9 protein-coding genes are annotated in these 14773 nt (G+C 47.6%); all 9 read left to right on the forward strand.

The genetic code is table 11. The features are described from left to right. Positions 1 to 119: 119 nt before the first annotated feature. Positions 120 to 1049 (forward strand): hypothetical protein, encoded by a 930-nt coding sequence (locus AAHB90_RS23950; protein WP_342087774.1) that lies wholly within the window; start codon positions 120 to 122, stop codon positions 1047 to 1049. A gap of 73 nt (positions 1050 to 1122) precedes the next feature. Then, positions 1123 to 3930 (forward strand): T9SS type A sorting domain-containing protein, encoded by a 2808-nt coding sequence (locus AAHB90_RS23955; RefSeq protein WP_342087775.1) that lies wholly within the window; start codon positions 1123 to 1125, stop codon positions 3928 to 3930. 43 nt (positions 3931 to 3973) lie between these two features. Then, entirely contained in the window at positions 3974 to 4822 is an 849-nt protein-coding gene (locus tag AAHB90_RS23960) for a DUF6443 domain-containing protein (protein WP_342087776.1), read from the forward strand. Between the two features lie 141 nt (positions 4823 to 4963). Then, entirely contained in the window at positions 4964 to 7273 is a 2310-nt protein-coding gene (locus AAHB90_RS23965; RefSeq protein ID WP_342087777.1) for an RHS repeat domain-containing protein, read from the forward strand. Positions 7274 to 7283: 10 nt separating this feature from the next. Next, positions 7284 to 7709, forward strand: a complete 426-nt coding sequence (locus AAHB90_RS23970; protein ID WP_342087778.1) for a hypothetical protein — start codon at positions 7284 to 7286, stop codon at positions 7707 to 7709. A 114-nt stretch (positions 7710 to 7823) separates the two neighbouring features. After that, positions 7824 to 8999 (forward strand): hypothetical protein, encoded by a 1176-nt coding sequence (locus AAHB90_RS23975; protein ID WP_342087779.1) that lies wholly within the window; start codon positions 7824 to 7826, stop codon positions 8997 to 8999. Positions 9000 to 9135: 136 nt separating this feature from the next. Continuing rightward, on the forward strand, positions 9136 to 9333 hold the full coding sequence (locus tag AAHB90_RS23980; RefSeq protein WP_342087780.1) for a hypothetical protein: 198 nt from the start codon (positions 9136 to 9138) through the stop codon (positions 9331 to 9333). A 288-nt stretch (positions 9334 to 9621) separates the two neighbouring features. Next, complete coding sequence (locus tag AAHB90_RS23985; RefSeq protein WP_342087781.1) at positions 9622 to 13014, forward strand: SusC/RagA family TonB-linked outer membrane protein; 3393 nt, start codon at positions 9622 to 9624, stop codon at positions 13012 to 13014. A 38-nt stretch (positions 13015 to 13052) separates the two neighbouring features. After that, the gene (locus AAHB90_RS23990; RefSeq protein WP_342087782.1) at positions 13053 to 14696 is read left to right on the forward strand and encodes a SusD/RagB family nutrient-binding outer membrane lipoprotein; all 1644 of its coding nucleotides are present in this window, start codon (positions 13053 to 13055) and stop codon (positions 14694 to 14696) included. Positions 14697 to 14773 lie beyond the last annotated feature (77 nt).

Below are 14773 nucleotides of genomic sequence, written 5' to 3' on the forward strand. Positions count from 1 at the left end.
CGAACATTGAGCCGTTCGATGGTCGAAATGGGTTGCTGGATAACTATATACTTTTAGGGAAGGACTGGTAGTATATGTTTGCCCGTATAGCATTAGTTGAATTCCGGAGCTCAACTAGTGTGAACCAGCACCCGCTTTCATTATCATGCCCGTTTTGTGCATTTCGCACCTGTAACTATTGTTTCACCGGCCTGCTTGCAGGTCAGCTGGATGCTCTTTGTCCGGTTATCTCTATCATCTACATGGGACACACATTACTATTGACTTTTGCCCTTTGCTTTTTTTGTACAAGGTTGTCTGCGCAGATTGTGCCCAAACCAGATTCGGAAGATTCGGTTAAGCTGGCGAATGCCATCCAATATTTGCAAATACAGGAGAATATTCCGAAAGCTCCGAGTACAATTCAAAGTCCTAACGCAGCAAGCTTTGGGTCTCATGGAGAAATTCCGGTGTCGCTTTATACCGGCAAGCCGGAAATTTCGGTCAATCTGTATGAGGTTGCCGACGGCCCGGTGAAGTTACCGATCTCACTCGTATACGACGCAGCCGGTGTTCGGCCAGAACAACATCCGGGGTGGGTAGGGATGAACTTTACATTGTCTACCCATTATGCAGTAGCCAGGACGGTCAGAGATGCACCGGATGACAACAAACCCAATGCGAGTACGCTCGGCGAACACGGTTATGCGTATCATACCGCATTGCTCAACGGAGTGGATTGGTCTCAGAACACAGGTATAATCGCCATCGCAAATACCACACTAAACCAGATTCATATCGATACCGAACCTGACGAGTTCAACTTTTCGGCTCCGGGATTTTCGGGGAAATTTTATCTGGGCAGTGATGCAAAGTGGAAAGTGCAATCCGAACGCCCCGTGAGAGTTCAATTGATTAATAGTGGAGTACCGATTTATCCGCCTTTTACCCCTCCTACCTTTACGGGAAATCAATGGGACAGTTTTAATAACCAACATTACGCAGAGCATTTTGAGGGTTTCATAATTACCGATGAGCTTGGCACACAATATATTTTTTGGAGGTGGTGATAATTCCTGCATGGAGTATAGTCTGGATTTTTTCAATCAGGGCAAATCTAACTGGACATGCAATTCCTGGTATTTGAAAAGCATTGTGCGACCGGCAGGGCAGGCGATTCAGTTTTTGTACGAGAGAGGTGATTTTGTAGCCCAGATGTACATTGCTATTTATAACAAGATGGCAAGGGTCAACGGAGGAAACCTTTTCTCGTGCAGTAACTGGTCATCGTTGATTGGTCAGATGGGGCCGTATAATGGAAAGCTTATTTCTCCAATTTATCTTAAACAAATCACTGCGGATAATTTTAGGGTCATCTATAACACGAGTGTTAGCAATGAGTTACCCTATTCTCAGGATATTTTTGACCCATATATAAATGGCCTTTCATTGAGTGTTCCCGGGTTCAACAAGCGAGACTACCTTACTTATCTGTATGACTGTTTTTATCCCGTTAACACAGCGCCCAACAATTGCGGTAGCCCAAGTTTAGCGCAGCTTTTGGCAAAGCTCAAATGGCGGAAGCTGGATAAGATTGTTATTCAGAACGGTGGCGGCAGTACTATCAAGGAGTTTGAGCTCACGTTCAATAATATAGCTACCGAGCGGTTGATGTTGCAGAAGGTGGAGGAAAAGTCAGGTTATAATGCAAATAAATTACCGGCGTACGAATTTACCTACCATGTAGACCCTCAGTTGAGCTTACCACCCTATTGCAAGTCGCATACCGATCACTGGGGATTCAACAATGGTAAAATGATTAATGTGAATACGGATTTTAATGATTTTGGCAACTATGGCCTGAATTCGCGAAATCCGGCGAGCCTTGGGAAATATTATCGTCTGGGATCATTGTCTCAGATAAAATATCCAACAGGTGGTATCACAAAGTTTTGGTTTGAACCGCATCGCTACTCAAAGGAAGTCAAACTGAAACGCTGGGAAGGCGAGGACAGTTTCGCATCGAATCAGACAGCAGGCGGATTGAGAATCCGTGAAGTCGTAAGCTATGACCCTGGCTTAGTACTGCCTTCTGTTACGAAAAAATATTACTATCTGGCCAGCTTCAATGCTGCTAATCCTGACACCTCGTCGTCAGTACTTTCGAGTGGCGTATTGGGCGGTAAAACGCAGTATTATTGGCCCGACTACAAACCATTACCGGAGACAGCCGGGGTATTGATAGAGGAAGATATTTTTTCCACCCAATCAGTTCTACCAATATCCGAAAATGCAATGGGGGTACATGTGGGTTATTCACAAGTCATTGAACGGTCTTCGACGGAGGGGTGGAAGGTGTATCAATTCTCGAACTTCGACAACGGGTATCGGGATGAGGCACCGTCGGGTTTTCTCCAACCTAGTGCGACACCTTATCAGCCGTACAACAACAAATCTTATACCAGAGGAAAGCTGCTCAACCTCGCAAGCTATTATCAGAATGGAAATCTGGCTTCAAAGACAACACAGACTTTTAGCCCTATCGGACCGCTCGGCGAGTATTCTGCACGCTCTGTAAAGACGTTGGTGGAACTATTGTGTCAGACTAATCATAAGGTTTATGAAGGCACAGCAAGTTTGATAGATGTAAGGAAGTTTCTTCCGACGGAGATAGTTCAAAATACTTATGACCAGGATAATCCGGTTCTATTTAGTAGTTCTATGACCAGCAGAATGTATTGGCCTAACGGACAACTGGATACAGAGGGGCAGAGTGATAGTCGTGGAAGGATGATAAAAAACAGGTACAGATACCCATTCAACCAAGGCGACGCGGCAAGCATCGCTATGACTAGTAAACACATAATTGGCCCGGTTGTTGAAATGCTTAATTATACCGGTCTGGATGTGTCGCCAACTCCGATTAGAGCAACAACGATTTCCTACGATCTTTTTACAGGGAACTACCAACCTAAAAAGGTAGAAAGTAAACTTGGTTTTGCACCGTCTTTCACCACCGACATCGAATTCCTTACCTACGATTCGAGAGGAAACCTGCTGACTTACAAGGAAGTTAACGGGCCTGTCAATAAGTTGGAATATTTCGGTACTGCCAACATAGGCAAGACCGATTTACTCAAAAAGCGAACTATTGCAGACGGTACATCTACAGCGCAATCCTCGACCTACGATTACAAGCCGGCCATAGGCGTTGAAACAATCCAGGATCCGAATGGTAGAACGCTTTTCTATGAGTACGACAGTTTCAACAGGTTGAAATCCGTGATTTCAAACAATGCCGCCGGGCCTAAACGAGCGGGTTATTGCTATAATCTCGCAGGTCAGGTAGTCGATTGTGCCGCATTGGCGCCCGCCGGAACAGTTTCTGCACCTCCTTTACTGCTTATTTCTGAGGCTGCTTTGCCGGTAACGCTGGTTGAGTTCAACGCGGTCCGGCGCGAAAATGCAGCTCTGCTGTCGTGGGTAACAACCTATGAATCCAATAGTGACCATTTTGCAATTGAACGTAGCGGCAATGGGAAACAATGGGAAACGATAGCGATGGTGAAGTCGCATCGGGAAAGTGGTGAAAAACAATCCTACACTTTTACCGATACCATTCCATTACCCTCGGAAAATTTGTACAGGCTTAAAATGGTCGATCAGGATGGTTCTTATGCTTATAGTCGTATGCAAAGTGTGACGTTTGGGGACCAGCGTGAGGCCATACTCTATCCCAATCCGATTTCCGTCGGGAATAAGTTGCAGATAAGGGTATCGGATCCGTCGGCAATTACGCGAATTGCGATTTTTGATTCTGGAGGCGATGAGGTCCTGTCAACTCCATGGCAGCCAGAGATTGATGTTTCGAGCCTGCCTGCTGGGGTGTACGTCGTACGCATTGCCTATCGCGACGGTTCGACAGGGATCCACCGGGTCGCAAGGCAATAGCCCGTCCTTTTTTCTATTCATTTACTTAAATTCAGATTCAGGTATGAAACACACATTATCCTGGCTCGTGATCTGCATGCTTGTGCGGATCACAGGCTATGCACAGCAGACAAATACGCGTAACTACATTATCCATAAAACTTATAAGCAGTCGGGAGCAAATGACGACGACGTGAATAAGGTCGCCACACAAGTACAGTATTTCGATGGTCTTGGCCGACCGCTACAAAAGGTGACAGTAGCACAGAATCCGGTCGGTCAGGATTTCGTCGAACCGTTGGAGCACGACGCGGCTGGCCGGATTATCAAGAAATACCTCCCTTATGCGGCTTCTGGAAATGGGGCGTTTCATGGAAATGCGACCAGCGAAGCCACTAATTGGTACAATGCCAACAGTGCCGGCCTGGTATCGTCGGATCTGGGAAGGTCTTATCAGGAGACATTCTTTGAACCCGCACCGACTAATCGCATCTCGGGAGAACGGGCTCCTGGTAATAAAAGCAGCACTTCGGTCATTAAACAAAAGGTGAATACGGCAAATCAGGTCAATCGCTATGACTATGATCCCGTGACAAACACCATGGTTCAGGTAGGATCGTATGCAGCAGGAACATTGACTTACAAAAATATTACCGACGAACAGGGTAATGTCAGCAACGAGTTTGCCGACTTGCTCGGGCAGGTAATCTGTCGGCAGGTTGTTATCGATGTCGGCAATGTTTTGTCCACCTACTACATTTATGACGATGCCGGGCTGTTGCGGAGTGTTTTTCAGCCGAATTATCAGGATGTGCCGTCGTTGACCGATCACGCGTTCACCTATGATTACGATGAGCGTGGCCGCATGACCGTCAGGCGAATACCCGGCGGAGGTGTGACGGAACTCGTATAAGACCAATATAACCGACTGGTCCTTTCCCGAGATCCCAATCAGTTGGCGCGTGGTGTATGGGCTTTTTCCAAATATGACGCATTAGATAGGCCAGTCGTTACGGGAGAAATAGTTTCAAATGCTACCAGGCAAAATTGGGCCATGACTGTCGATGCCAACACCGAGCACCACGAGGAACGTAACAACGGTGCTGTTCAGGGTTATACTTTGGACAAAACGGCCCCTAAGACGGCAACGGAGGCGAATTTGTTAACCATTACATTTTATGATGATTATGCTTTTTCAAAACCGGCCAATCTGAACTACAGCGCCAGCTATTACCCGTCGTCCAATGCGAATGTAAAAGGCCAAACTACAGGCACACGTGCCAGGTTGCTTCCCGGGAGCGGAGCTGTTGGTGGTTGGCTGACATCCGTAACCTACTACGATGCGGAATACCGGCCCATTCAGGCTATTCGCGAATTGTCTGATTTGGGTGCAAACAGCAGGGAACGCATTTCAACGCAGTACAAATACGATTTGGCACCGGTCGCTGCGGAACAGAAAACAGAACAGCTTTTGCCTAACAATGTAACGCATACTTACATAGCCAGCTTCGAGTACGATCATGCAGACCGGCTGCTAAGTGTGAAGGAAAAGGTGATGAGTGCCAACAAGACAAAAGAGCTCTTTACGACCGCACATCGCTACAATACGCTTGGGCAGGAGCAAAGTCATTGGTTGCATTCGCCTGATAATGTTCATTACCTGCGCAAGACCAATCTGACCTACAACATCCGAAGCTGGCAAACGGAGGGGCGGACGGTTTATAAGCAGCAAGACAACAATCCTGAGCAAAATTTCTTTGGGTATAATCTGAGTTATGCCAACGGAAACAGCTACACGAATGGCAACATCAGCCAAATGCAGTGGCTCAACCAAAATGACGCTTCCTACACAAAGGGTCTCAATTTTACTTATGACCACGCGAGCAGAATGACCGGTTCTGCGGGCGTCGGCGGTTATGCGGATACGGAGGGCGGCGTTATCTATGACAAGAATGGAAATCTTAAAGCGATAGTAAGGGCCGGAGCGGCGGTCGATAACCTGACGTATACTTATTCTGGTAACCGGTTATCGTTAGTCAATGATGGCAGCGGAAGTAATTTGGGCGTCAAAAGCGGAGCGAGTTCTTACGGTTACGATGGGAATGGCAATATGACTTCCGACGGGAACCGGAGCGCGACGTTGACGTATAATTATCTCAATCTCCCTAAAACCATAGCGCTGGGAGGTAAAACGGCAACCTACGATTACGATGCACTCGGCGGCAAGCACAAATACGTTTTTGACACACTTACCTTGAAATACGCCGGTCAATTTCAATACCGGCAGGTCGGCAATGCCAATAATCCATACCGCATAGCGCTTTCAGAAGGCCAGGCTATTTTTCGTAACAACAATATCGCGTTCGAATACTACCTGAAAGACCACTTAGGTAACGTAAGGCTCGTTTTTGACGAAAAAGGCCAGACGTTGCAGCGCACGGATTACTATCCCTTCGGCCTGGAAATAGACCGCAACAATCCGGCACAGCAGCTGAAAGTGCGGAACGGCTACAACCGATATCTTTATAATAACAAGGAATTACAGGTTGGGATCGGATACCTGGATTGTGGTGCTAGGATCTATATGTCGGAAATTGGGCGAGCTGCCCAAATTGATCCGATGTCTCATCACTATTACCCTTGGTCTGCTTACGGATGGGTGATGAACAATCCACTTAAATTTACTGATCCGACAGGAATGTTAAGCACACATACCGATGAAAATGGTAACGTAGTAGCAGTTTATGACGATGGAGATTTAGGGGTGTATAAGCATCAAGGCAACGGAGATGGGGCGGCAAAAGCCGTACAGTCGAGATATAGTGAAGGTAATACAGACGCTGATGGACAACGGATGGGCCAGAGTTTACATGCCTTAAGTTTTGCTGACCAAAACCTATACAATAGGACAGGACAAGTAGCAAAAGCCGATATCAAAATAGATTTCGGTTCAAAAACTCTCACGGAAAGAGTTCAGGCAATAATCAATTCAGACCCTTCCATAGGGGAATACTTCAATAGGGCTGGCACTAATGGCGACTGGGATTTAAAGACGCATGTTTCAAACGGTTCGTTGCTGTATGGTAGATATGCATCACCAAGAGATGCGGGTAACTTTGCCGCCGGCGCGGTTGCAGAATTGTCCTTTATAGAACCCATCATTCAATTTGGCTATGGGGCCTACAACTTAACAAATAACAATAAGCCACTAACGGGACTATTATCTGCTAGTGTGGGAGCTTTAACTTTATGGTCGCCGGGCGTAGGGATTGGTGTAGGCTATTTGATAGGTAAGTATGGAGAAAGCAAACTTACTCAGCGGTCGATTGACATTGGGAAGAATTTCATTCGCAAACAGAAATAAATTGAAGATTATGAGGTTACTTTTTTTCATTACGGCAATAATGCTTTTAGCATCATGTTGTAACACGCATGTTGAGGTTATTTATGAATACAAGGGATTGGTAATCAAGCGGGTAGATGAGTGCGGGATTTCAACATTTTATTACGGGGACATTTCCAATAATTCACCAAGAGTATGGGTTGAATATTCCGGCATAAATGACGGCTTTTCGGGCTATTTGGTTTTCGGTGAGAGAGAAAAGGTAATGCTACTTTCAGGTGACGGCTATTTCAAATCCGCTAACAGTAACGTAAGAAAATTAGGATATAGAAGAATTGCTGCCCACGAAAGACCGACCTCGGGGAAAGGAGTTTATTATGTTATGCTCGCCACCAAGGCGGAGAGAGAAAGGAACATGAATACTGGAAGCGAGGTGAAAGTTTTTTATGATGACTGATGTTCAGCGATGTATTTGAGTGACTTCCTCGGGCGCAACCGTTTTTTGCTAAAGGCAGATAGCCATCGCCTGAATATCGGTCAATATTGTTTTCTTTTAATTAAAAACACACCTATGAAAACACAACCAACACACATCATGAAGAACTATACACACATCTTCAATAATGTAATCATTTGCCTGTTTATCTTTCATTTAATCACGATAACCAAAACCCTCGCGCAAGGTAACTTTGTGGAAGGCTACATCCTAACCAATCAGAATGACACGATCCGCGGACTTGTCCGTGACGAAGACTGGGCGGTGAGCCCGGAACGAATTGAATTCAAAAGGTTAAACACGGCGGCATTAACGTATGCGGCTGAAAATATTGCCGGTTTTGGACTAGTGTCGGCAAAAGAGATTTATAAGAGCAAGAAAATCGGGTTGCTTGACATTAGTTTAACTAACGCGTATACATTTACTCCGTCATTCGAGAGCAAGGACTCTGCGCAGGTATTTTTGCAGGAATTGGTAGGGGTTGGTAAAGTGACGCTGTTCGAGTTGATGGATCGTTCGCAACATTCCCGCTTCTTTATTGAAAAGGGTGGTAATTTGAAGGAACTCTACTACTATCCGTTCTACAAATCAGTTGGAGATAAGAGTTTCTTATTAGTGTATGACGAATATAAAAGGCAGCTTGCGAGGTTATGTGGAGATTCGAAGCGGTTCAATGGGCCCTTACCGCCGTACCAGGAAAAATATCTGGTGCGATATATTGAATCGTACAACGCATCATTTACAAAAGATAGCGTACGATCCCAGACGGAAAGCCGTCAGTTAACATTCGATCTCGAATTGAACGCCGGTGTCGACAGTTGGGAGGGAAGGGTTAAAATTCAAAATAAGCCGACTTATGGTTTCGGTTTACGGGTAAACTTCCCGCGAAAGTTTCGAAATCGCTACATCAGAGCGGCTATTTTCTTTACACCAGGTATTGGCGCCAGCTCTTCTTCGAGCACTTGGGAAAGCCGTACGGCCAGGACTATCGAGGTCGGCCTTGGCAGGTATATCGGTTCTGGACGTATACGGCCGTGTTTTGGTTTAAATGCCAGCATGGTAAACCGGGATTACCGGGCCGATTTTCTCGGACTTCACGCCGGTATTAGCTACAACCGGCGTATCAGCCTGGAAATAGGGCATTTCGGTAACTTTTATTGCATCCTGACAAAAAGCCGTTTCTTCATCCAGCCGAGGATCAGCCTTCATTATTTTGTCAATTTAAGCCTGAAACAGAAAAGGATGCGCTGAAATACCGGGCAGGGCAAAATGTGCAGAGAGACGTGGTTGCTTTGCAACTGCTTTCTCCAAAAAATCCGTATTCCGGGAATAGTCTGTTACAGCACTTTGTCAGTATCCTTGTCACATACCAAAACTAACTAACACCATGTCATTGTCCCGGGCTGAAATTTTGATTAACAAGCTAATCAGCAATAAGATATCCGAGGATGAACTGGCGGAGTTTCTCACAGGGATTTCTGATGAGGAACGGGGTAAAACCTACTCCGACGCGCTCGAAATTTACTTCAACCGTTTGTTGAAGGAGAGCAGGCCCAATGGCGAAGCCGGGCCGAAAGAATTATAGCGGATTACAGATATTACAATTACTCACCCCTCTATTAATTGTTTGTTAAAAACTAAAAAAGTCAGTTTCCTAGGAATAGCCCAAAAGACACCATCCCCAGTAATGTGAGCAGGATTTCAAGAAGTTTTTTCGGAGCAAAGCTCCCGGAAGGTGATCCGCTACTCAACTGATACCATGTTATTAATACCGCTGACACGGATTATATAAGACTGTCGTGCTTTCATTTTTTAACATAAAGCTTTTCTCTCAGTATCATGACCAGTACCCATCACCTTAAATACAAAAACTATGGACCCAAATTCTACTGCTAGCCTGCGAAGGTTGCTTTTATGCATTTTCGTGGCTGTTTCCCTCGTCGGCCCGGCATTTGCGGGGGAAATCTTCGATAAGACGATCAAAGGAAAAGTTACTTCAAAAATAGACGGGGCGGCACTGCCCGGCGTCAGCATTGTCGTGAAGGGTACCCAGGTGGGGACTTCCACGGACGTAAGTGGTAATTACTCGATCAATGTCAACGACCCGTCGAAAGCTGTGCTCGTCTTTTCGTACATCGGACATGAAACCCGGGAAGTGGTCGTGGGAAATGAATCGGTGATTAACGTGGATCTCGCGGAAGGCGTCGAGACCCTGGGAGAGACCGTGGTTACGGCATTGGGCCTATCGCGTGAAAAACGCTCGCTGGGATATGCGGTTGCGGAGGTTCAGGGTAAGGATATCAGCCGGGTGGCACAGGAAAACGTGCTGAACTCCCTGTCCGGAAAGGTTCCCGGTGTTACCATCAGCTCTACGGGCGGCACAGGGTCGTCGGTGAGTATGATCATCCGGGGCGCTACCTCACTCAGTAACGACAACCAGCCGCTTTTTGTAGTCGATGGTGTGCCGATTGCCAACACCCTGAACAACATCAGCGAGGTAGGCAAGGACAACCGCGTCGATTACGGTAATGCGATTTCAAGCATTAACCCCGACGATGTTGAAAGCGTTTCGATTCTGAAAGGACCCAATGCGGCGGCGCTCTACGGCTCGCGTGCAGGTCACGGGGTAGTGCTTATCACGACTAAAAGCGGTAGCAAAGCGAAGAAAATGACTGTTTCTGTCAATTCCAGTACCGTTTTTGACAAACCTTACAAATACCTGAACATGCACCACAAATTCGCGACAGGTATTCTCCCTTTTACACCCGACAATAACCCATACCCGGGAGGTGTGCTGATCATCGACGAAGGATCCGCCGGAGGAGTAGGCCCCGAGCTGGATAAGGGGTACAAAGCAGTGCAATGGAATAGTCCGAAAGATGCCAGCGGTAAGCCCATTCCGACCGAGCTCATTTCTCATCCCGACAATGTAAAGAACTTTGTCCGCACGGGCATTACGACCACCAATGGCGTATCCATCTCCAACAGTAACGACCTGGTGACCTACCGTTTGTCGTATTCAAACATGTCGAACCGCGGCATTATCCCCAACTCTGATTTGTTTCGCAACTCTTTCAGCGTGAATTCGTCCGTACGTCTCAGCAAGAAGCTGACTGTAAGCACCAACGTTGATCTGAGCCGCAATAATTCGAACAACCGGCCGTCTACCAACCGTGGAACCAACCCGCTGCAATGGGCCTATGCGGTATCGCCGCACATCGATATACGTGACCTGCGCAACTATTGGGTGCCGGGACAGGAAGGTTTACAGCAGTTGTCGCAAGGACCGGGTGCTTATAACAACCCCTGGTTTTTGGCTTACGAGGTCAATAACAGCTTTGTCCGTGACCGGGTTTTCGGAAATGTGAAGGCCGACTGGCAGATCACACCGCATTTGAGCTTAATGGGCCGCTATGCACTGGACACCTATCGCGAAGAACGCCAGACAAAAATCGGCAATAGTTACACGAACGACAGCCGCGGCGGTTTCGGTGTGATCAACCTATCGCGGTTCGAGCGTAATGCGGACTTCCTCTTAAGTTACAAGCGTGACATCAATGCGCTGAGTGTATCGGTTTCAGGCGGCGGTAACACGCGTTACCAAAAGAACACGGATTTGAATTCGTCCACCAAAAACGGCACAGGGTTGATCATTCCCGGCCTTTACACCCTGGGAAATATTGCCCCTGCGAACCTCAATTATAACAATGTGTTATACGAAAAAGCGGTGTTCAGCGCTTACGGATTGGTAAACCTCGGTTTCAAAGACATGGTTTACCTGGATTTGACCGCCCGAAACGACTGGTCGAGTACATTGCCTAAGGCCAACCGCTCGTACTTCTATCCATCGGCTTCTTTGAGCGTGCTGCTGAATGAAATGTTCCCGATGGCGAACCAGATCAGTTTGTTCAAGCTGAGAGGCGGCTGGGCACAGGTAGGTAATGATACGAACCCATACAGTTTGCTGGCAACACTGGGCAATGCAGGTGCGTGGGATGGCGTCACCCGTTTGTCCAAGCCCGGACAAATCCTTCTCCCCGACCTTAAACCGGAGATCGCAACGTCGTATGAATATGGTCTCGACCTGAATTTCTATCACAACCGCGTGCGACTAGCTGCCACATATTACCAGGTTGAAAACCGAAACCAGATTATTCCGACCAAAATTTCAGGGGCCAGCGGCTATACAACCATGAACATCAATGCCGGCTTGCTCGTGAGCAAAGGTCTGGAACTGACATTAGGCGGAACGCCGATCGACAAGAATGGCTGGCGCTGGGATATCAATGCGAACTGGTCAAGAAACCGGACAACGATTAAATCATTGTCGGAAGGGCTCGACTCTTACACACTCTGGACGGACGCCAAGGGAGGTGCTTGGACGTATGTAGGCGAAAAGATCGGAGATATTTATGATGCCGAGATTGTGACCGTGAAAGATAAGAACTCGCCATACTTTGGCTACCCTATTCTGGACGAAAATGGTTCCTGGCAATCGATCGCCGCGTCGAAAACGCGCAACAAGATCGGGAACTTCAACCCGGATTTCATCCTCGGTTTACAAACTTCACTGTCCTATAAAGGTTTCAGCCTCAATATGTCGTTCGACTGGCGGCAGGGTGGTGATTTCGTGTCGCAAACCTACCGCTACGGCGAATCCGACCTGAAATCCCAACGTTTCCTTGATAACCTGATCAATCCGAATGGTATGACCGGCGACCAGCTGCGTAACTATTTGGTAGAGAACAACAAGGTGGTTATTCAGGGAAACAAATTCAATATCGTCGGTGGCCCTACCAAAGAGTATGGAGGTTTCCCGTTTGAATACGGAGGCAATACCTACGATTATGCCGTATTCAATCCGGGTGTGATCGCTCAATACAATGAAGGCGGTGAAATCACAGGTTATACCGAAAACCTCGGTGGCAAGGACACGAAATACATTCCCTACGGCGACAACTATCCCTGGGATTTCACACGTGCCGCTACATTCGATGCTTCATTTATCAAGCTGCGTGAAGTGTCCCTGGGCTACGACCTGCCCGCCAATTTTGTCAAACGCCTGGGTCTGCAAAATGCGAATGTGGCCATTTACAGCAGAAACATCATTCTTTGGACCAAAGCGAAAATCGGTATCGATCCCGAGCAGGCGTTCCAGCAGGAGTCAGGCGCGCAGGCGGGCACTCAGTTCAAGCAGGGTATCGAGCGGTATAACGTGACCCCATGGGTGATGCCATTGGGCTTCAAGCTTGGGTTAACTTTCTGATAAAGAATCATATAGTATATTTAAATATAAATAAACTCATGAAAAAGTTTCATAACAAGTTCGTCATCATACCGCTGCTGCTGGCATGCATGATCTTTTCTTGTAAAGATCTGACGGAGCTCAATGAAAACCCGAACGGCGTCACACCCGAGTCGGTAAACCCGAACCTTGTGTTGCCGACCGTGTTGACGGAGGCCGCAAAATTGTACGTAAACCTGGGTTATCAGGACATCGCAGGCGTCGTGCAGCACACTCAGAAAGATGCGTGGTCGAGCGGGCATAATGACTACGATTGGGGCGGCGATCAGAGCTGGAACGCCTATTACGACGTGCTGCGTAACAACGACCTGGTCTATAAACGTGCTTTGGAAACGAATTTCGAGTTTCACCAGGGTGTATCGCTGGTCATGAAATCGTTCATGTTCGGGCTGATCACCGATCTGTGGGGCGATGCGCCCTATACCACTGCACTGAAAGGGGAAGAAGGAACTACGGCGGATATTCTGCCTGCATTTGACAGCCAGGACAAGATCTACGCGGGCATTATTGCCGATCTCGAAAAGGCCAATACTTTGCTTTCCAAGCCGAAAGCCGAATATGTAGGTATCATCGACAATGTAGACGTTTTCTATGGTGGTAACCCCACGAAATGGCGCAAAATGGCTAACTCGCTTTTGCTGCGTTACTATATGCGCATTTCGGGCAAGCAGCCCGATATTGCCAAGGCAGGTATCGAGAAAATCGTGGCGAATGCAGCACAATATCCCATTATCACTTCCAATGCGGATGACGCCACCATGGGCTTCCCCGGGAACAGCGAAGCCGATTCCTGGCCGGCCAATACCGTGAGCGACGCCAGCGGAAGCAATTACCGCCGCATTAAAATGTGCGCTACACTGGTGGAAAGGTTACAGACATTGAAAGACCCGCGGCTCGGGATCTGGGCCAATAAGGTGGAAATACCATTGGTAGTAGATCCAACTCAACCAGCCGGTACTGACAAGATCGTAGACGGCAAGCGGATACTTTCGCCGGACAAGGTGAAGAATGCGCAAGTAGATACCGACCCGGAATATGTGGGATTGCCGCCGAGCTTCTCAGCATTACCATCAGCGTATAACCTCAACCCTACGCCGGGGCAGACGTCCTTCAACCCTCACGTATCGTTTTTGAACAACATTTACAAAGCTGCCAAAGGACCGTTGCTGCGGGCACGGCTGATCTCGGCTGCCGAGGTGAATTTCATCCTGGCCGAGGCCGCACTGAAAGGGTGGGCTACCGGTGTTGCCAAAGACCGCTACGAAGCAGGAGTAAAGGCATCGATGGAGACCTGGACGGTGGGCGACAAATACGCCGCTTACATTGCAACACCAGGTGTGATTTTCGATAATACATTGAAACAGGTGCTCGAACAGAAATGGATCGCCAGCTGGACGGCTGCTACCGAAGCCTGGTTCGATTACCGTCGCACCGGTCTGCCTGCATTGAAGGCGGGTCCGGCGGCCAAGCGGGAGGTTTTGCCGGTGCGTTTCTATTACATGCAGGATGAGCTGCGCATCAACAAAACGAATGCGCTCGATGCCGTGAGCAAGCTGGAAGTTACCGGCTATTCGCAGGCCGATAACGGTAACAGTGCGTGGTCTAAGCAATGGCTTTTGCAAGGAACGGGCAAGCCGTGGTAGTCATATTTGTTTTAAGGTGAGTATTTAAAACCGGGACTGTCGGGAATCATCCAGCAGTTCCGGTTTAGTTTTCATAA

Source organism: Dyadobacter sp. OTU695, from assembly GCF_038440355.1.
Taxonomy (GTDB): Bacteria; Bacteroidota; Bacteroidia; order Cytophagales; family Spirosomataceae; genus Dyadobacter.

What these genes read in the sequence shown, in the direction of transcription:
- AAHB90_RS23980 (WP_342087780.1), top strand. Translation starts at nt 9,136, where the DNA reads ATGTCATTGTCCCGGGCTGAAATTTTGATTAACAAGCTAATCAGCAAT.
- AAHB90_RS23975 (WP_342087779.1), top strand. Translation starts at nt 7,824, where the DNA reads ATGAAAACACAACCAACACACATCATGAAGAACTATACACACATCTTC.
- AAHB90_RS23985 (WP_342087781.1), top strand. Translation starts at nt 9,622, where the DNA reads ATGGACCCAAATTCTACTGCTAGCCTGCGAAGGTTGCTTTTATGCATT.
- AAHB90_RS23965 (WP_342087777.1), top strand. Translation starts at nt 4,964, where the DNA reads ATGACTGTCGATGCCAACACCGAGCACCACGAGGAACGTAACAACGGT.
- AAHB90_RS23960 (WP_342087776.1), top strand. Translation starts at nt 3,974, where the DNA reads ATGAAACACACATTATCCTGGCTCGTGATCTGCATGCTTGTGCGGATC.
- AAHB90_RS23970 (WP_342087778.1), top strand. Translation starts at nt 7,284, where the DNA reads ATGAGGTTACTTTTTTTCATTACGGCAATAATGCTTTTAGCATCATGT.
- AAHB90_RS23990 (WP_342087782.1), top strand. Translation starts at nt 13,053, where the DNA reads ATGAAAAAGTTTCATAACAAGTTCGTCATCATACCGCTGCTGCTGGCA.